General features: G+C 69.4%; 19 protein-coding genes. 12 read left to right on the forward strand and 7 right to left on the reverse strand.

Annotated features, from left to right (window positions below):
- The first annotated feature begins 74 nt into the window (after positions 1-74).
- From cfa to INQ41_RS12390, 4 genes are all read left to right on the forward strand, one after another.
- Positions 75-1,205 carry a cyclopropane fatty acyl phospholipid synthase gene (gene cfa / locus INQ41_RS12375; RefSeq protein ID WP_228076822.1) on the forward strand — a complete coding sequence of 377 codons (1,131 nt, stop codon included), beginning with the start codon at positions 75-77 and terminating at the stop codon, positions 1,203-1,205.
- Between the two features lie 72 nt (positions 1,206-1,277).
- Positions 1,278-1,673 (forward strand): VOC family protein, encoded by a 396-nt coding sequence (locus tag INQ41_RS12380; RefSeq protein WP_193984891.1) that lies wholly within the window; start codon positions 1,278-1,280, stop codon positions 1,671-1,673.
- 204 nt (positions 1,674-1,877) lie between these two features.
- Entirely contained in the window at positions 1,878-2,780 is a 903-nt protein-coding gene (locus tag INQ41_RS12385) for a recombination-associated protein RdgC (protein WP_193984893.1), read from the forward strand.
- 22 nt (positions 2,781-2,802) lie between these two features.
- Positions 2,803-3,615, forward strand: coding sequence for a YgjP family zinc-dependent metalloprotease (locus INQ41_RS12390; protein WP_193984895.1), 813 nt, complete (start codon positions 2,803-2,805; stop codon positions 3,613-3,615).
- A gap of 88 nt (positions 3,616-3,703) precedes the next feature.
- Here the strand turns inward: INQ41_RS12390 and INQ41_RS12395 are convergent, their stop codons facing one another.
- On the reverse strand, positions 3,704-4,576 hold the full coding sequence (locus INQ41_RS12395) for an alpha/beta fold hydrolase (RefSeq protein ID WP_228076613.1): 873 nt from the start codon (positions 4,574-4,576) through the stop codon (positions 3,704-3,706).
- Positions 4,573-5,556: a ferrochelatase gene (gene hemH, locus INQ41_RS12400; protein WP_193984897.1), complete on the reverse strand. Its 984-nt coding sequence runs from the start codon at positions 5,554-5,556 to the stop codon at positions 4,573-4,575. The genes INQ41_RS12395 and hemH overlap by 4 nt, the downstream gene beginning before the upstream one ends.
- Before the next feature lie 159 nt (positions 5,557-5,715).
- Here hemH and INQ41_RS12405 point away from each other — a divergent pair, with 159 nt between their 5' ends.
- The 5 genes from INQ41_RS12405 to INQ41_RS12425 all read left to right on the forward strand — a co-directional run bounded on the left by INQ41_RS12405 (position 5,716) and on the right by INQ41_RS12425 (position 8,985).
- Positions 5,716-6,636, forward strand: coding sequence for a lipid-binding SYLF domain-containing protein (locus INQ41_RS12405; protein WP_193984899.1), 921 nt, complete (start codon positions 5,716-5,718; stop codon positions 6,634-6,636).
- Positions 6,637-6,709: 73 nt separating this feature from the next.
- On the forward strand, positions 6,710-6,970 hold the full coding sequence (gene tatA / locus INQ41_RS12410) for a Sec-independent protein translocase subunit TatA (protein WP_193984901.1): 261 nt from the start codon (positions 6,710-6,712) through the stop codon (positions 6,968-6,970).
- 40 nt (positions 6,971-7,010) lie between these two features.
- On the forward strand, positions 7,011-7,499 hold the full coding sequence (gene tatB / locus INQ41_RS12415; protein ID WP_193984903.1) for a Sec-independent protein translocase protein TatB: 489 nt from the start codon (positions 7,011-7,013) through the stop codon (positions 7,497-7,499).
- Positions 7,500-7,540: 41 nt separating this feature from the next.
- Positions 7,541-8,296 carry a twin-arginine translocase subunit TatC gene (gene tatC, locus INQ41_RS12420; protein ID WP_193987381.1) on the forward strand — a complete coding sequence of 252 codons (756 nt, stop codon included), beginning with the start codon at positions 7,541-7,543 and terminating at the stop codon, positions 8,294-8,296.
- A 2-nt stretch (positions 8,297-8,298) separates the two neighbouring features.
- Positions 8,299-8,985 (forward strand): RDD family protein, encoded by a 687-nt coding sequence (locus INQ41_RS12425; RefSeq protein ID WP_193984905.1) that lies wholly within the window; start codon positions 8,299-8,301, stop codon positions 8,983-8,985.
- 42 nt (positions 8,986-9,027) lie between these two features.
- Here INQ41_RS12425 and INQ41_RS12430 read toward each other — a convergent pair whose 3' ends face one another.
- The 3 genes from INQ41_RS12430 to INQ41_RS12440 all read right to left on the reverse strand — a co-directional run bounded on the left by INQ41_RS12430 (position 9,028) and on the right by INQ41_RS12440 (position 11,661).
- The gene (locus tag INQ41_RS12430) at positions 9,028-9,954 is read right to left on the reverse strand and encodes a hypothetical protein (protein ID WP_193984906.1); all 927 of its coding nucleotides are present in this window, start codon (positions 9,952-9,954) and stop codon (positions 9,028-9,030) included.
- 85 nt (positions 9,955-10,039) lie between these two features.
- Entirely contained in the window at positions 10,040-10,876 is an 837-nt protein-coding gene (locus INQ41_RS12435; RefSeq protein WP_193984908.1) for a BPSS1780 family membrane protein, read from the reverse strand.
- Between the two features lie 101 nt (positions 10,877-10,977).
- Entirely contained in the window at positions 10,978-11,661 is a 684-nt protein-coding gene (locus INQ41_RS12440; RefSeq protein ID WP_248285378.1) for a glutamine amidotransferase, read from the reverse strand.
- 165 nt (positions 11,662-11,826) lie between these two features.
- Between INQ41_RS12440 and glyQ the strand changes: the two genes are divergently transcribed.
- Genes glyQ through glyS form a run of 3 tightly spaced genes read left to right on the forward strand, consistent with a single transcriptional unit; the run spans position 11,827 to position 15,076 of the window.
- Entirely contained in the window at positions 11,827-12,774 is a 948-nt protein-coding gene (gene glyQ / locus INQ41_RS12445) for a glycine--tRNA ligase subunit alpha (RefSeq protein WP_193984912.1), read from the forward strand.
- The gene (locus tag INQ41_RS12450; RefSeq protein WP_193984914.1) at positions 12,774-13,004 is read left to right on the forward strand and encodes a hypothetical protein; all 231 of its coding nucleotides are present in this window, start codon (positions 12,774-12,776) and stop codon (positions 13,002-13,004) included. Before glyQ ends, INQ41_RS12450 begins: the two co-directional genes overlap by 1 nt.
- Complete coding sequence (gene glyS, locus INQ41_RS12455; RefSeq protein ID WP_193984916.1) at positions 13,001-15,076, forward strand: glycine--tRNA ligase subunit beta; 2,076 nt, start codon at positions 13,001-13,003, stop codon at positions 15,074-15,076. The genes INQ41_RS12450 and glyS overlap by 4 nt, the downstream gene beginning before the upstream one ends.
- A gap of 176 nt (positions 15,077-15,252) precedes the next feature.
- Here glyS and INQ41_RS12460 read toward each other — a convergent pair whose 3' ends face one another.
- Together INQ41_RS12460 and INQ41_RS12465 are read right to left on the reverse strand one after the other, a co-directional pair.
- Positions 15,253-16,989, reverse strand: a complete 1,737-nt coding sequence (locus tag INQ41_RS12460) for a fatty acid CoA ligase family protein (RefSeq protein WP_193984918.1) — start codon at positions 16,987-16,989, stop codon at positions 15,253-15,255.
- Positions 16,982-17,932 carry an alpha/beta fold hydrolase gene (locus INQ41_RS12465; protein ID WP_193984920.1) on the reverse strand — a complete coding sequence of 317 codons (951 nt, stop codon included), beginning with the start codon at positions 17,930-17,932 and terminating at the stop codon, positions 16,982-16,984. The genes INQ41_RS12460 and INQ41_RS12465 overlap by 8 nt, the downstream gene beginning before the upstream one ends.
- Positions 17,933-17,984 lie beyond the last annotated feature (52 nt).

Consider the following 17,984-nt stretch of genomic DNA (forward strand, 5'->3'; position numbering starts at 1 on the left):
CGGTTCCGTCCTCCCAGACGCCCGTTCCGCCGCCGCGTGTTCCCGCTCCGCCACCACCGGCTCCCGCCCCGGCCCTGGATACCGCCCCGCAACAGCTGGTCGCCGGCCTGCTGGGCAAGGCGGATATCCGCATCAACGGCGACCGCCCCTGGGACATGCAACTGCATGACCCGGCCGCACTGGAGCGGGCGCTGGCCGAGGGCAACCTCGGCCTGGGCGAGGCGTACATGGCCGGTGCATGGGACTGCGAACAACTCGATGTCTTCTTCGAGCGACTGCTGCGCGCGCACCTGGATCGCGAGGTCCACCCTGCCCGCATCGCCTGGCACGCGCTGCAGGTGCGGATGTTCAACCGCCAGAGCCGCACCCGGGCCTGGCAGGTCGGCCGGGCCCACTACGACCTGGGCAACGATTTCTACGAAGCGATGCTGGACCCGCGCATGGTCTATTCCTGCGGCTACTGGAAGGACGCCACCGACCTGGCCGGCGCGCAGGAGGCCAAGCTCGAGCTGATTTGCCGCAAGCTTGGACTGCAGCCGGGGATGCGGGTGCTGGACATCGGCTGCGGCTGGGGCAGCTTCATGGGCTACGCCGCCGAGCGCCACGGCGTGGAATGCATCGGCGTGACCGTGTCGGCCGAGCAGACCCGCTACGCGCAGGAACGCTACGCCGGGCTGCCGCTGGAATTCCGCCTGCAGGACTACCGCGAGCTGGACGGCGACAGCCTCGGCGGCCGGGTGGACCGCATCGTCAGCGTCGGCATGTTCGAGCACGTGGGCCACAAGAACCACCGCGACTACATGGAGGTCGCCCGGCGCTGCCTGTCTCCGGAGGGCCTGTTCCTGCTGCACACGATCGGCAAGAACGAGCGTGATGCCACACCGGACCGCTGGATCGACAAGCACATCTTCCCCAACGGCGAGACGCCCTCGATCGGCCAGATCGGCGATGCCATCGATGGCCTGTTCATCGCCGAGGACGTGCACAATTTCGGCGCCGACTACGACCGTACCCTGATGGCCTGGCACGCCAACTTCGAGGCCGCCTGGCCGCGTTTCGCCGACCGGCTGGACCGTCCGTTCCAGCGCAAGTGGCGCTATTACCTGCTCTCGTGCGCCGGTGCGTTCCGGGCCCGGGAGCTGCAGTTGTGGCAATGGGTCCTGTCGCCGGAGGGCGTGCCCGGCGGTTACCACCGGGTGAGCTGACGAGGTCCCCGCAAAACCGGCGCGCCCAGGCGGACCTGGGCGCAGGAATTTCCCCGACCCAGTGAGGCGGCCATGTACATACCCCCGGGCTTCACCACCATCACCCCGTATTTCTTCGTCGACGATGCGGAGCGCTTCGTCGATTTCCTGACCAGCGCGTTCGGTGGCGTGGAAGAACTGCGCTCGCTGCGGGCCGACGGCCGGATCGCCAACACGCAGGTGCGGGTAGGCACGGCCACGGTGATGATCAGCGAGGCGACCGCCCGCTACCCGGGGATGGCGTTCTCGTTTTACCTCTATGTCGAGGACGCCGATGCCGCGATGGCACGCGCCATCGCAGCGGGCGCGACCCACGAGATGGACGTGGCGGACATGCCGTATGGCGACCGCCAGGGCGGTGTCCGCGACCCGCGCGGCAATATCTGGTGGATCTCCCAGCGTCTGGTCCAGGAGCCGTACTCGGCGTAGGCGCGCGACAACGACGGTCCGAGACGGAACCGGACCGGGGATCGCACGCATCAGGCGTGCCGGTAGAATGGGAGTCCAACGACGCCGCCCGGCCCGGTCTGCTGCCTTCCACACCGGTGACGAGCGCACGTCTTCCCCAAGCGCACCGCTGCGGCCCGGCCGGCAGCGCCTGTCCTGTGCGACCCCAACCTGGATTCCGTCTGCATGTTTTTCCGCAACCTGACCCTGTTCCGCTTCCCCACTTCCACCAAGCTCGATGACCTGGACGCCGGCCTGCAGGAGTGCGCGCTCAAGCCGGTCGGCGCGCTGGAGCTGTCATCGCGCGGCTTTGTATCGCCCATTGGCCGTGATGGCGAGGAGCTCGCGCAACGCCAGGGCGACGCGATCTGGCTGACCGTGGGCGGCGAGGACCGCCTGCTGCCCGGTGCCGTGGTCAACGACATGCTGGCCCGCAAGCTGGAGGAGATCGAGCAGACCGAAGGCCGCAAACCCGGCGGCCGCACCCGCAAGCGCCTCAAGGACGAGCTGATCACCGAGCTGATGCCGCGGGCCTTCATCAAGCCCAGTCGCACCGATGCCCTGCTGGATCTGGAGCACGGCATCCTCGTCGTCGACAGCTCCAGCCGCAAGAGCGCGGAGAACGTGGCCTCCGAGATCCGCCGCGCGCTGGGCAGCTTCCCGGCCATGCCGCTGAACCCGGAGATCGCGCCGCGCTCGATCCTGACCGGCTGGGTCGCCGGCGAGCCACTGCCCGACGGCCTGAGCATCGGCGATGAGTGCGAGCTGCGCGATCCGGCCGACCAGGGCGCGGTGGTCAAGGTGCAGCGCATGGAGCTGGACAACGACGAGATCGCCAAGCATCTGGAAACCGGCAAGCAGGTGACCCGCCTGGCGCTGATGCTGGACGATCACGTGTCCTTCGTTCTGGGCGAGGACCTGATCGTGCGCAAGTTCAAGCTGCTCGACGGCGCCGTGGACCAGCTGGAGTCCACCGACCACGACGACGTGCGCGCGGAGATGGAAGCGCGCTTCGTGCTGATGAGCGGGGAGGTCAAGCGCCTGTTCGCGGTGTTGCAGTCGGCCTTCAAGCTCAGCGCGGCCGACTGAGGCGCGGGGCGCAGGCACCACCATGCTTCGCCGCCTGCACGGCCTGGTCGGCACCAAACGCGCGCCCGCGGGGCGCGCCGTGCAACGCGACACCTTCGAGCTCACCCTGGACGACGGCCAGTCGCTGGAGGTGGAGCGGCGCCGGGACCCGCGCGCGCGCCGGATCAAGCTCTCCGTCAGCGACCGCGGCGTGCGCCTGACCCTGCCGCCGCGCGCCAGCGCCAGTGCGGCGGCGCGCTTCGCCCACGAGCACCGGCAGTGGCTCGCGCTGCAACTGGAGCTGCACACGCGCGACGTACCGGCGCCGCTGCTGCGGGATGTCTCCGCGACGCTGCCGTTGCGCGACGCCGAACGTCCATTGCGCTGGGAACGCGGCCGGTTCACCCGGATCGAGTCCGCGCCCGACGACGCACTGGTGTTCCTGCTGCCCGAGCGGGCCGGACCGGCGGCGCAGGCCCGGGCATTGCGGGATTTCTACGAGGGCGAGGCGCGCGCCGACCTGGCCCGCTGGATGCCGGACTACCTGGACGGACTGCCGCGCGCACCGCGCCGGTTCCGCTTCAAGCTGATGTCCTCGCGCTGGGGCTCGCTGGCACCTGACGACTCCGTCGCGCTGGACCTGTCGCTGGTGCTCGCCCGGCCTTCGGCCTACCGCTACGTGCTGGTGCACGAGCTTTGCCACCTGCGCCAGGCCAACCACTCGCCGGCATTCTGGGCCGAGGTGGAAACACGCATGCCGCATTGGCGCGAGGAGCGTGAGTATCTGCGAGTGCACGGCTCGCGTCTGAAGGCAACGATGCGCTCGCTGCTTGCCACAGGGACCGACAAGGCGTAAATCGGCAACGCCGGCCGCGCTCTGGAGCATGGCGATCGGAGTGCGCTGATCTGACCGTGGCTTGAACCGCGCTGATCAGGCCCGGTGATCAGACCGCGCTGAAAAAGTCCGCGAACACCGCCGCGACCTCCGCCGGCTGCTCCATGTGCAGGTGATGGCCGCCCGGCATGGTGCTCAGTTGCGCATCGCGCAGGCAATCGAAGCGCGCCCGGCGTTGCTCTTCGGGGAAGTAGACCTGCGCCGGTTCGGCGTAGAGCACCCGCACCGGGCACTCCACCGCGCGCAGCAACTCGCGCACCTGCTCCTCGCTGATGCGGATGGCCGTCGGCCGCGTGAGGCGGGGATCGCTGCGCCAGCTGAAACCGCGCGGGCCGCCCTCGCCGCGTACCGGAACCAGGCCGCGTTCGACCAGCAGGCGCGCCGCGTCGGGCTGGATATCCCCGGCCTGCAAACGCGCGCGGACCGCTGTGGCCGGATCGGGAAACACGCGCAATGGCTTGCGCGGACCGCCCGGGCGCGCGAATGCCTCGCGCAGGGATTCCACGTGGCGGCCCTGCTCGGCCGACAGCGCGCCCAGTGCCTCGATCGTGCCCAGGCGCTGGATGCGCTGCGGCGCGGCCGCCGCCATCAGGCTCGCCACCGCCCCGCCCAAGGAGTGGCCCAGCAGCGAAAACGCGTCCCAGCCCAGTGCATCGGCGGCGGCAAACACCGAGCGCGCGGTGCTGACGACGGTGTATTCGGCGGCCTCGGGAAAATGATCACTGGCGCCATGGCCGGGCATGTCCAGTGCGACCAGCTCGATGCCCGGCAGATACGGGTGCAGCGGGATGAAGCTGGCCGCGTTGTCCAGCCAGCCGTGCAGGGCCAGCACGCGCGGCACCGCCCGCCCGGCGGGCGCGGAGCGCAGCCCGGCCAGTCGGCCCAGCCGGGTATCCAGGACGAAGTCCTGCAGCCGGGTCACGGCTGGGCCATCGGCCAGGCGTCCAGGCCGCGCCGCGCAATCCCGGCGATGACACGCGCATGCGCCGGCGAATCGTTGAGGCAGGGAATGTAGCGCAGCGTGCCGCCGCGTCCGGCGACCTCGGCCGCCAGCTCCATGGAGATCTCCTCCAGCGTCTCCAGGCAGTCGGCCGCAAACCCGGGCGCGACGACGTCGATGCATTGCACGCCCCGCTCGCCCAGCGCGGCCAGCGCGGTGGTCGTCGCCGGTTCCAGCCAGCGCTCGGCGCCAAAGCGCGACTGGTAGCTGATGGTCCACTGGTGGGGTTCCAGCTCGAGTGCCCTGGCGATCGCCTGTGCGCCGGCCTCGGATTGGCGCTGGTACGGATCACCGTTGCGGATGACCCGCTTGGGCAGGCCGTGGAAGGAGAACACCAGGTGATCGCCGGCGCCGTTGCGGGCGCGATGCTCGCGGATCGAGTCGGCCACCGCCGCCACCCAGCCCGGATCCACGTGGTAGTCATCGACCATGCGCACCTGCATCGCCGTCTCGCGCGCGAGCACGTCGCCGACGGTCGCCGTGGTGGTGGTCGAGTACTGCGGATACAGCGGCAGTCCGAGCACCCGGCGGATGCCGCGCCCGCGCAGGTCCTCCAGCACTTTGGTCAGCGCGGGGTTGCCATAGCGCATCGCGTCGACGACCAGTACCTCGGGCATTTCGCGCTGGACGCCTTCGGCCAGGCGGCGGGTGTAGACCGCCAACGGCGATCCGCCTTCCAGCCACACGCTGGCGTATTTGAGCGCCACCTTCGGCGAGCGGCGCGGCAGGATGATCCCGTGCAGCAACGGCAGCCAGAACAGCCGCGGCAACGCGACCACGCGGCGGTCGGACAGGAACTCGCCCAGGTAGCGGCGCACCGCGTCCGCGGTGGGCGCGTCGGGCGTGCCAAGATTGATCAGAACAACGGCGGTATCGGGGGAGGGGGCAGCGGATTGAGTCATCCGTATAGGATGCCAGCTGCCGTTAGTTCCCACAGGATTCATCGCCGCGTCACTAGCCTGAATAAAGCTCCGGTACGAACTTCGCCGCCCGCGTGCGGTCGATGGGGATGTGCCGGCACCCGTCGGGTTCCATCCGCAGTTCCGTTTCCGGAGTCCTCCATGTCGATCGTCCCCCGTCTTGCCTTGATCCTGCTCGCGTTCGTCGTTGCCGCCCCCGCCGTTGCCGGGGTAACCGAGGACGAGCGCGCCCGCAACGCGGTCCGCGTGCTCAATGAAATCCAGGCCATTCCGGAGTCCGGCATCCCCGATGCGATGCTCGACCAGGCCAGGGCCATCGTGGTCGTGCCCGATACCCTGAAGATCGGCCTGGTGCTGGGCGGCCGCCGCGGCCACGGCCTGGTGTCGATCAAGACCCCGCAGGGCACCTGGTCCAACCCGGCCTTCGTCAAGCTCACCGGCGCCAGCATCGGCTTCCAGGCCGGCGTGCAGTCCTCCGACGTGGTGCTGGTGTTCACCAGCCAGCGTGGGCTGGACTCGATCGTCAACGGCAAGCTGACCCTGGGCGCGGACGCCAGCGTCGCCGCCGGGCCGGTCGGCCGCACCACCGGGCTGGCCACCGATGGGCAACTGAAGGCGGAAATCTGGTCGTGGTCGCGCGCGCGCGGCCTGTTCGCCGGCGTTGCCCTGGACGGCGCGGTGCTCAGCATCGATGACGCCGCCAACCAGAGCGTTTACGGCGGCGGCACCACGCCGCGGATGATCTTCGAGGACCGCGCCGGCCAGCGCGCCTCCGACGCGGTGGTGGCTTTCCGCGACCAGCTCGAGGAAGCGACGGCAACCGCCCGCGCCGCGCGCAGGCAGCAGCCGGCCCCGGCCGCACCCGTTGCCTATGGATCGCCGGCGGCAACGGTCAATGCGCCCGCCGCGGGCACCTCGACCGCGCCGGTTACCAACGCGCCGCTGAACGCGCCTCGCGACACGACCTACGACACCAACCGCCCGCAGCCGCAGCCCTTCGAAACCGTGGACAGCCCGCAACCGCCGGCAATCCACACCGAACCGCTGCCGCCCAACGGCTGAACGGCCGCGCCCGCCGGCAGTGGCCGGTGATTGCGGGTATTCTGGAACCTCTGGTTTTTCTGCGGACACGTCGATGGGTAGTATGAGTATTGGGCACTGGGTAGTCGTGCTGTTGATCGTGGTGCTGGTGTTTGGCACCAAGCGCCTGAAAAACGTCGGCAAGGACCTGGGCGAGGCGGTGAAGGGCTTCAAGAAGGGCGTGCACGACGATGACGATCTCGATGCCGACCGCCCGCCGGCCCGCCTTGGCGACGACGCCCGCCGCGAAGAGCCGTCCACCCGCCGCCCGGCCGACGTGCGCGATGCGCGCGACGACGAGCAGATCCCGCGCTAGCGGACTGCCCTGATCGGGGCGTGTACCCCGGCGGCCTGCCATGTTTGACATCGGTTTTTCCGAGCTTTTTGTCGTCGCGATCGTCGCCCTGATGGTGCTCGGTCCCGAGCGGCTGCCTCGCGCGGCGCGCTTCACGGGGCTGTGGGTGCGGCGCGCGCGCGCGCAGTGGTACTCGGTCAAGTCCGAACTGGAGCGCGAGCTGGCCGACGATGAGCTGAAAAAGAGTCTGGCCCGGACCCGTGACGAACTGCGCGAGCTGGGCACGGAGCTGAAAAACCAGGGCCGCGATCTGCACGATGACCTGCGCCGCGAAGGCCAAGGCATCGAGAAGTCGGTGAAGCACGCCGAAAAGTCGGTGAAGGACGCGGTGGCTCCGGTCACGCGTGCCGCGGCCACCGCTGCGGCGCCTGCGCTGGGGCACGACGCGGCGGAGCAGGACGGCGACGCAATTCGGGGCGATACCCCTGACGCCGGCCCGGCCGAACCGGTCGCGGGCGCGGGCGCGGGCACACCGGATCCGCAACCATGAGCCCGAACCCGGCAGACGACGCGCGCGAGCCGCGCGAACCGATGGACAACGATACCGAGGCCGCGCCCCGACTGATCGACCATCTGATCGAACTGCGCGGCCGCGTGCTGCGCGCGGTGACCGGTCTCCTCGCCGTGCTGTTGTTGCTGCTGCCGTTCGGCAACAAGCTCTACGCCGCGCTGGCCGCGCCATTGCTGGCCAAGCTGCCGCCGGGCGGGCAATTGATCGCGGTCGAGGTCGCCAGCCCCTTTTTCGCGCCGTTGAAGCTGGCCTTCTTCGCCGCCCTGATGATCTCGATGCCATGGCTGCTGTACCAGGCCTGGGCGTTCGTCGCGCCCGGCCTGTACCAGCGCGAGAAGCGCCTGGCCGTGCCGCTGCTGGCCTCCTCGGTGGCACTGTTCTACGCCGGCTGCGCGTTCGCGTTTTTCCTGGTGCTGCCAGCGGTGTTCGGTTTCCTGACCAAGATCGCGCCTGAAGGCGTGGCGATGATGACCGACATCAGCGCCTACCTGGACTTCGTGCTGGTGATCTTCCTGGCCTTCGGTGCCAGCTTCGAGTTGCCCGTGGCGATGGTCATCGCGGCCTTGCTGGGCTGGGTCACACCCGACCAGTTGAAGGAATCGCGCGGCTATGCGGTGGTCGGGATCTTCGTCCTGGCGGCGGTCATCACGCCGCCCGACGTGGTCTCCCAGCTGATGCTGGCCGCGCCGATGTGCGCCCTCTACGAGGTCGGCATCATCGCCTCGCGCTGGCTGGTGCGCGGGGACAGGACGGCGGCCGCCAGCGACGCGGAATGACCGTGTCGATCCAACCGGCCGGGCTGTGGCAGCGCAGCGCCGCGTGGACACTGGATGCCGTCGTGCTCGGACCGCTGTCACTGCTGCCGGCCTGGCCGCTTGTCTCCGGTCGCGCTGCAGCGTTTGCACAGCAGATGAACGCACTGCTGGAAGCCTGCGGCAATGCCATGGGCCGGGCGATCATCGAGGGCGTGCCGCTGCCGGCCTTGGCACTGACCGTGATGCAGGACCCGTCGATCAGGGCGTCGACCGCCGAGCTGGAGCACGCGTTGTGGGCGCTGGGATGGCCACCAGCGGCGACTTTGTTCGTGGTGTCGGCGATCTACCACATCGCATTGGAAGCCGGGCCGAGGCAGGCCACGCCAGGGCAACGATTGCTGGGCCTGCAGGTCACCGATGCCCGGCGGCACCGGCTGAGCCCGGGCCGCGCGCTGCTGCGGCATGTCGCCGGCGTCGCGTCGTGGTTGACCCTCAACATCGGCCACCTGATGGCCGCCGTCCCGCCGCTGCACCAGACCCTGCCCGATCGCCTCAGCGGAACCCGGCTATGGGCTGCGCGGCCGCGGATGCCGGCCTGGGCGGTCGCCTGGCTGGCGCTCGTCGGTACCCTTGCCATGGCGCTGGGCGTCTGGTGGATGGCAAACGCGATGGCCACCATGCAAGGCGCGCTCGAACAATCGCTGCGGTGATGCCCCGGAGGCGCATGCCGCCCGGGGCGTGATTGCGTGTCCTCAGGCGGCGATGCCGTCGGTGGCCACCGGAGCCGTGACAGCAGCCGCGCCGCCACCGCAGACATCGCGCCACAGGTGATACATCGCGCCGAACATGACCACGTACATCGCCAGCATGCCCGCTACGTACAGCGGGATCGCCAGCACGACCGCCAGCCAGGCGCCGGCAAACTTGGCCAGCACGCCGATCAGCATGGCCAGCAGGAGGACCGCGATGGATACCAGGATCATCGCCACGATGGCGGCGATCACGAACACCAACAGCGGGAGCAGGTTCTTGAACGTGCCCACGACTCCGTCGCCGAGTGCGGAAAACACCCCGCGCCCGCGCAGCACTACCTGGCCCAGCGCGATCGCCTGCACGCCGTAGGACACCAGCCCGACCACCAGCATCGCCACGCTGGCGATGCCCATGCCCGCCGGCAGCTGGTCCAGCATCGCCGGGTCGCCGCCGCCGGCCATCGAGGACTGCAGCATCTGCAGATACCACTGCACGAATCCGCCGGCGAAGGTCATCAGCACGGCGATCAGGATCACGTTCTGCAGCACCGCCAGCATCACCATCAGGCCGATCGTGCGCAGGGACGTGGCGAAGTCACCGAAACCGGCGAACACATCGGTGGCGCGCGCGCCGCTGCCACTTTCCACCCTGTCCAGCAGGCGCAGGAAACCGACCACCATCATCGCCATGACCACGATCACCAGCACGCTCATCACGGCGGTGCCCAGCATCATGCCGGTGAGCCCGTCTCCCATCGTCGCCGCCAGGGCGAACTGCAAGGCGACACCCGCGAACACCGCCGCGAGCACGACCACCGTCATCAGCGCGGCACCGCCGAAAACCGCGCCCGGACCGTTGCGGCCGACATTGATTGCGCGCGTCAGCCAGCCGAGACCGGCCATGGGCCCCATTGCACGAGTGCTCATCGTTTTTCTCTCCCCTTGATTGATCCCTGGAAACCCCGCGACGCAGGGCCGTAAACGCTCTCCCCCGAGAGCTCGCGCGCCGCGGTCAGGCCTCGAAGCCGCCCGCGACCGTTTCAGTCACCGGCGCGTCGCCCACCATCTGGCGCCACGCAAGATACACCGCGCCGCCCAGCACCGGCAGCAGGATCGCCATCAGCAGCAGTTGCACGGCGAACATCGACGCATGGGCGCCGATCGCGAAGGCCAGCAGCGCGCCCACCAGCTGCAGGGCGAGGCTGAGCGCGATCATGCCGATCACCAGCAGCACCAGCATGACCAGCAGCGCGCCCAGGTTGCGCAGGCAGGCACGCAGGCTCAGCTGCATCGCCGCGAAGGCCGTGCGCGGGGTGAAGATGATCTCCGGAATCGCCACGAAGGTGAAAAACCCGGCGACGACGCCGACGACCATCGCCGCCACCATCCAGCCGAACAGTGCGCCCAGCGGCAGGGACTCCACCAAGGCCGGGTCGGGATTGGTCTGCAGCTCGATCATCACCGTGGAAAGGCGCTGCAGCTGCTCCGGCCCCACCATCGCCACCAGCAGGATCACCAGAACGACCATGGCCACAAGCTGCGGCAGCAGCATCGCCAGCAGGCGCGGCGCCTTGCCGTCGCGCACGCCCTGCAGCAGGTGTCGCGGGCTGGCCGGCAGGCCACGGTCCACCTCGCGCGCGGCATAGATGATTCCGGCAAACAGGATCGGCCCGGCCACCGCCATCAGCGCGCTCAGCCACACCTGCCCGCCCAGCGAGCCCAGCGCCGAGAGGCCGCCCCAGATCAGGCCCAGCAGTCCCAGCGTCAAAGGCGCCCTGCGCAGCAAGGCAATGCCGCCGAGCAACCACTCGGCCCCGGCGCCCTTGGGCACTTTGCGAATCTCGTTCATCCCGCTCATCTCCCTGATACCGCTGATCCGTGGCCGCACCTGCGGCGCCGTGTCGCGCCTGCTGTTGGTTCCCCGCCCGCGCGCCGCCTGAGTCCGTGTTTTCAACCGTTCGTGCGCGCCAGCCCGGTGGCATGGTGCACGAACCGGCGCATCACCCGCCGCCCCTCCGGCGTGGCGGCGACCTGGGCCACCATCGCTGCAGGATCCAGTCCCTCGCGCTGCAACGCAACCTTGCGCGCCTGGATGTAGCCGCGCATGTGGGTGGCGCTGAACTCGGGGTGGAACTGCACGCCCCACGCATTGTCGCCCCAGCGGAATGCCTGGACCGGGTCCAGCGCGGAGCGCGCCAGCACGACGGCGCCCTCCGGCACCTTCAGGACGCTCTGCTGATGGGTCAGTTGCACCGCGAAGCGCTCCGGCATGGGGCCAAGCAGGACATCATCGGCCGCCGGCGGCAGCAGTTCCATCTCGAAGGTGCCCATTTCCCGCCCGGCCGGGTTGTCGCCCACCACACCGCCCAGCGCATGCGCCAGCAGCTGGTGCCCGTAGCAGATGCCGAAAATCGGCAAACCCGCACGCGCCGCGTCGGCCAGCCAGGCCGCGGTGGCTTCGCTCCAGTCGCGGCGCTCGGTGACCATCGCGCCCGAGCCGGTCACGATCACCCCGGCGAAGCCCGCGGCGGTCGGCAGGCTTTCACCGGCTTCCACGTTGATCGACACCACGCGCTCGCGCGGCAGCCCGCTGGCCACGCGGATCCAGTGCGGGAAACCGCCGTGGCGGCGCATCGAGGCGACCGGCTGGCCGGTCTCGATGATCAGGAAGGGAGCAGTCAACGGCAGGGTTCCAGTCAGGTGCGGCCCACCGCGCGGGGGCGACAGGCCGGTGTGAAAAAGCGGCCCTCGCAGGGCCGCACGTATACTACCGTGCTTTGTTCCCACGGCCTCTCCAGCATGTCGAAGACCGCTCCCGGCACCCCGGCTCCGCCGACCTTCCAGCAGCTGATCCAGCGCCTGAACGAGTTCTGGGCCAACCAGGGTTGCGTGCTGATCCAGCCGCTGGACCTGGAGGTGGGCGCGGGCACCTTCCACCCGGCGACCTTCCTGCGCGCAATCGGACCGGAGCCATGGAACGCCGCCTACGTGCAGCCCTGCCGGCGTCCCACCGACGGTCGCTACGGCGACAACCCCAACCGCCTGCAGCGCTATTACCAGTACCAGGTAGCGATGAAGCCGAGCCCGGACAACATCGTCGAGCTGTATTTCGACTCGCTCAAGTCGCTCGGCGTGGATCCGCTGGTGCACGACCTGCGCCTGGTCGAGGACAACTGGGAATCACCGACCCTCGGCGCTTGGGGCCTGGGCTGGGAGGTCTGGCTCAACGGCATGGAAGTGACCCAGTTCACCTACTTCCAGCAGGCCGGCGGGATGGAGTGCCGGCCGGTGCTGGGCGAGATCACCTACGGCCTGGAGCGCCTGTGCATGTACCTCCAGGGCGTGGACAACGTGTTCGACCTGGTCTGGACCCATGGCCCGGACGGCCATCCGGTCACCTACCGCGATGTCTACCACCAGAACGAGGTCGAGCAGAGCACCTACAACTTCGAGCACGCCAACGTGGAGGTGCTGCTGCGCCGGTTCGACGAGTGCGAGGCCGAGGCGCTGGCGATGGTCGAACTCAACCTGCCCCTGCCGGCCTACGAGCAGGTGATGAAAGCCAGCCACTGCTTCAACCTGCTGGACGCGCGCCGCGCGATCTCGGTGACCGAGCGCCAGCGCTACATCCTGCGGGTGCGCAAAATCTCCCACGCCGTCGCGGAGGCGTACTTCGCCCAGCGCGAGAAGCTCGGCTTTCCGGGTGTCCGGAATGCTTCCACTTCGGTCCCTTCGGAGGCCGTGTGATGGACACCACCACCGAGTTTGTCTTTGGCGGCTTCCTGTTCGGGGTCTTTACCGCTTACTGGGCCCAGACCACCCATCGCAATCCGTGGCTTTGGCTTTTTTTCGGCTGGTTCCTGCCCCCGGTCGCCGGCGTTCTGCTGCTGTTGAAAAACAGCGCGCGCCCTGCTCCGCGCAATCTTGATGCAAGGGGTCGTGACGATCTGATCGCCGTACGCAAGGACATTCCATGAACACCATGCAGCCCCTGCTGATTGAACTGGGCACTGAAGAACTGCCGGTCAAGGCGCTGCCGGGCCTGGCGCGCGCTTTTTTTGGCGGCGTGATCGAGGGGCTCGCCAAGCGCGGCATCGCCTTCGAGCGCGACGAGGCCAAGCCGCTGTACACACCGCGTCGCCTCGCCGTATTGCTGCCAGGCGTAGCCAGCGAGCAGCCCGAGCAGTCGGCCGAGGTGATGGGCCCCTACCTCAACATCGCCCTCGACGGCGAAGGCCAGCCGACCCGCGCGCTGCAGGGCTTCGCGGCCAAGGCCGGCGTCGAATGGACCGCGCTGGAGAAGACCACCGACAACAAGGGCGAACGTTTCGTCCACCGGTCGGTAAAGCCCGGCGCGCGCACCGCGGATCTGCTGGGCGACATTGTCCGCGACGCGCTGGCGGCCATGCCGATCCCCAAGCCGATGCGCTGGGGCGATCACGACTACAGCTTCGCCCGGCCGGTGCATTGGCTGGTCGCGCTGCTGGGCAGCGAGGTGGTCGAGATCGAGCTGCTGGGCGTGCGCAGCGACCGCATGAGCCGCGGCCACCGCTTCATGCACGACAAGCCGGTGTGGTTCACCGCGCCGGACGATTACGTGGAATCGCTGCGGGCCGCGAAGGTGCTGGTGGATGCCGACGAGCGCCGCGAGCGGATCGTGCAGCAGGTGCGGGCGGCAGCGAGCGCGTGCGGCGGCGAGGCGCGGATCGATCCGGGCATCCTGGAAGAGGTCAACGGGCTGGTGGAATGGCCCAGCGCGGTGACCTGCGGGTTTGAAACCGAATTCCTCGCGATCCCGGCCGAGGCCCTGATCGCGACCATGGAAACCAACCAAAAGTTCTTCCCCGTGCTGGGCGAGGACGGCAAGCTGAGCGAGCACTTCGTCGGCATCGCCAACATCGAGAGCACCGATGTGGAGCAGGTGCGCAAGGGCTACGAGCGGGTGATCCGGCCACGCTTCAGCGATGCGAAGTTCTTCTTCGTGGAAGACATGAAGCAGGGGCTGGCATCGATGGTCGAGGGGCTGGCCCAGGTCACCTACCAGAACAAGCTGGGCAGCATGGCCGACAAGGTCGCCCGCGTCGCCGCGCTGGCCGAGGCGATCGCCGGCCAGATCGGCGCCGATCCGGTGCAGGCGCGACGCGCCGCCGAGCTGTCCAAGGCCGACCTGCAATCGCTGATGGTGGGCGAGTTTCCGGAGCTGCAGGGCATCGCCGGGCGCTACTACGCCGCGGTCGAGAACGAGCCGGAGGCGGTCGCCAACGCGATCGACGAGGCCTACCTGCCGCGCGTGTCCGGCGACGCCATCGCGCCCTCGCCGCTGGGCCAGGTGCTGGCGATCGCCGAACGGCTGGATACGCTTGCCGGCGGCTTTGCCGCGGGCCTGAAGCCGACCGGCAACAAGGACCCCTTCGCGCTGCGCCGCAATGCGCTGGGCCTTGCGCGCACGCTGCTCGAAGGCGGGCACGAGCTGTTGCTGCACGACCTGGTGGAGCGCGCGCTCGCCGCGCAGCCGGTCCAGCATCCCGACATCGGCGCCTTCGATATCACCGCCTTCGTCTACGACCGCCTGCGTGGCTATTACGCCGACCGCGGCGTGTCGCCGCAGCAGTTCGAGGCGGTGAGCCATGTCGCCCACGACTCGCTGCCCGACTTCGGCCGCCGCCTCGCCGCGATCGGCGAGTTCGCCACCCTGCCCGAAGCGGCGGCGCTCGCCGCGGCCAACAAGCGCAGCCGCAACATCCTGCGCAAGGCCGACGGCGTGGTACCCGATACCGTCGATGCCGCGTTGTTCGCCGAACCCGCCGAGCGCGAGCTGGCCGATGCGATCGATGCCGCCATCGCCGACACCGACCCGCTGCTGGACGCGGGCGACTACGTCGCGGTGCTCGGGCGCCTGGCGCGGTTGCGCCCACAGGTGGATGCCTTCTTCGAGCAGGTGATGGTCAACGCCGACGACCCGGCGGTGCGCAGCAACCGCCTCGCCCTGCTGCGCCGCCTCAGCGACCGTCTTGGCAGCGTGGCGGCGATCGAGCATCTGTCGGTCTGAGGGCGCGTAAGCGCTGGTTCTGGCGCCGATTGCGCGACCCGTTACGCCTCTCGCGGCCGCTAGCGGGCGGCGGAGGCGAGGGGCGCAGCAGTTGCGTGCAGGGCTGTCACCAACCTCGACGGCGACTGCGGCGAACGACCACGACCCGGTGTGCCGCGACGTTTAACGGCGTCGGGTCACTGCTTCGTGGCTGCCGCCCAAACGGCCAGCTTCTCGCGTCCGATCTTGGCGTTGTGGCGGATGTCGACCGGGAATCCCGGGTGCAGGGCAAAGCGATCGATCGTGACCGACGGATGCATGTTCGCGATCCCGCGCAGGTCCTGCTCGATGGCGGGCCATTCGTTCCGGCGCACGCCCGCCTCCAGTTCCACACACAGCACCGGCTGCTGCGCACCGACGGCACCGACGCCGACCAGCGCCGTCCGCCGCACCTGCGGATGCGTGTTGAACACCGGCTCCACCTGCTCGGTGTACAGCGGGCCGGCGGCGCTCTCCACCCGGTGCGACTTGCGACCGCAGAACCACAGCCGGCCCTGCGCATCGAGATAGCCCAGATCGCCCATGCGGTGGACGATGCGCTCGTCATTCCCACTCCGAACGCTTCCGGGGATGGCGTTGTCCAGGTAGACCGCATCCGACGCGTGGACCCGGGCACCTGTGCTGCCCACACGCTCGCGGATCTTCGCAGCCCGCGTCTGCGCGTCGCGGTTGAAATAGGTGTCGGTCGCGGTCGGTCCGGTAACCGTGATCTCGCCGACCTCGCCGTCGGGCAGGCACAGCGCGTCGGACCACTCGGCGATCGGCGCGTCGGTGATCGCGATGATGCGCACCACGTTGGGCGCGGTCGGCCGCCCAACGCAGGTGCCCGCCCCGGCCTCGGTCGCCTCGCGCGTGGCCTGCAGCTCACGGCCCTCGATCATCGCCACCGGCAGGCATTCGGTCGCGCCGTACGGCGTCCAGAACCGCGCGTCATCGGGCAACAACCGGCGCAGTGTCGCCACCGCATCGGCCGGCACCGGCGCACCGGCTGACATCACCCGTTTCAGTGTCGGCAGGGGCTCGCCGTGGCGCGCCAGCACCGCCATCAGCGCCGGGGATCCAAACAGCTGGTCCACGCCGAACCGGTCGATCGCATCGTGCAGCTTGCGCGGGTCGGCCTCGGCAGGCCGGGTCGGATCCATGTCGGGAATGATCGAGGTCACCCCCAGCGCCGGGTCGAACAGGGCAAACGGCGGGAAGGTCGGCAGGTTCACCCCGCCGGGGACGATGCCGAACGCGTCGCGCAGCATCGCCACCTGGGCGAGGAAGTGCCGATGCCGGTAGACCACGCCCTTGGGCACGCCGGTGGAACCGCTGGTGAAGAGGATCGCGGCGAGGTCGTCGGCGTCTGTCGCGGCTGGCGAAACCGCATCACCGGTCGCGATTGCCCGGGCCCCGTCTTGCTCGACCTGCGCGAGCGTCGCATCGCTCAGCCACGGACGCGCGGCGGTGGTGATCGCCAGCCGAGCGGACTTCGCCCAGCCCAGCAGGCGGCGCGCAACCTGCGCCAGGCCGATGCCGATGAAGGCATCCGGCTGCGCCTCGTCCAGGCATTGGCGCAATGCGCGGCGGTCGATGCCCGGATCGACCAGTACCGGCACGGCGCCGGCCTTGAACAGCGCGAACATCAGCAAGAAGAATTCCGGCGACGGCCGCACCATCACCACCACGCGGCTGCCGTGGCCGACCCCGCGCAGCGCCAGTCCCGCGGCGATCGCGTTGCTGCGCGCGTCCAGCTGGGCATACGTCAGGCTGAGGTCGTAACTCGCCCGGCCGTCGCGCCGGCGCGTGCCGGGGCAGCGCATCGCGATCCGATCCGGATGCTGCGCCGCCAGCCGTGGCAGCGCGTCGGCGATGTTGGCCGGCTCAGTCACGGGGCAAGGGATGGCCGTCCAGGCGATGTTTGTCCACGGTATTCCCATCCAGGAACTCGCGGATCGCCGGCACCAGCACTTCGTGGCGGTCTTCCAGCACGTAGTGGTCGGCGTCCGCGAAGGCGTGCACCTCCGCGTCAGGAAGCGCGTCGGTGAAGCCCTTGAGGAAGTGGCGGTCGAACACGAAATCCCTCAGGCCCCAGCCCAGGAATACTGGACGGTCGGCGAACTCCGGCAGGCGGCGTCCGGCCTCGGCGACCAGCGGCCAGGCCCGGTCGCCCTCGCCCAGCGGGATGTCCTGCATGAAGCGCAGGGTGCTGATGGCGTTCTTCCAGCCGGTGTAGGGCGCGATGTAGCCGCGGCGCACGTCGGCCGGTAACGAGCGCCTGGTGCCCATCCACGCCGCGCCGCGGGCGAACAGGTTGAAGCGGCGGATCAGGTAGCCGCCGATGCGCGAATCGCGACCGAAACTCAGCCGCTTCGGCATCCGTTTGGCGGCCGGCAGCGGGAACGCGGCAGTGTTGAGCACCACCAGCCGTTTGACCTGGTCAGCGTGAGTCAGGGCCCAGCCGAAGCCGATCATGCCGCCCCAGTCGTGCACCGCCAGCGTCACCGGTCCAGTGATGGCCAGGTGTCGCAACAGCGCGCCAACGTCCTCCACCCGCGACTGCAGGGTGTAGTCGTAGCGCGGCGAGGCATCCGGCCCGTCGTCCGGCCGATCCGACAGGCCCATGCCGACGTGGTCCGGCACGATGCAGCGGTAGCGGTCCGACAGGCCGCGCACCAGGTGCCGCCAGTAGAAGCTCCACGACGGGTTGCCGTGCAGCATGACCACCACCTCGCCGTCGCGCGGGCCTTCGTCCAGATAGCTCATCGCGATGCCCGGGCGGACCTCGAACCGGGCTGGCGTGAAGGGGTAATCGGGGAAATCGCTCGCTGTCATCGCCGGCTCTTGCAGGTCCCGCACGACGACCCGAGGCCAGGCGGAGAGTGGG

The organism is Lysobacter ciconiae (assembly GCF_015209725.1).
Lineage (GTDB): Bacteria > Pseudomonadota > Gammaproteobacteria > Xanthomonadales > Xanthomonadaceae > Novilysobacter > Novilysobacter ciconiae.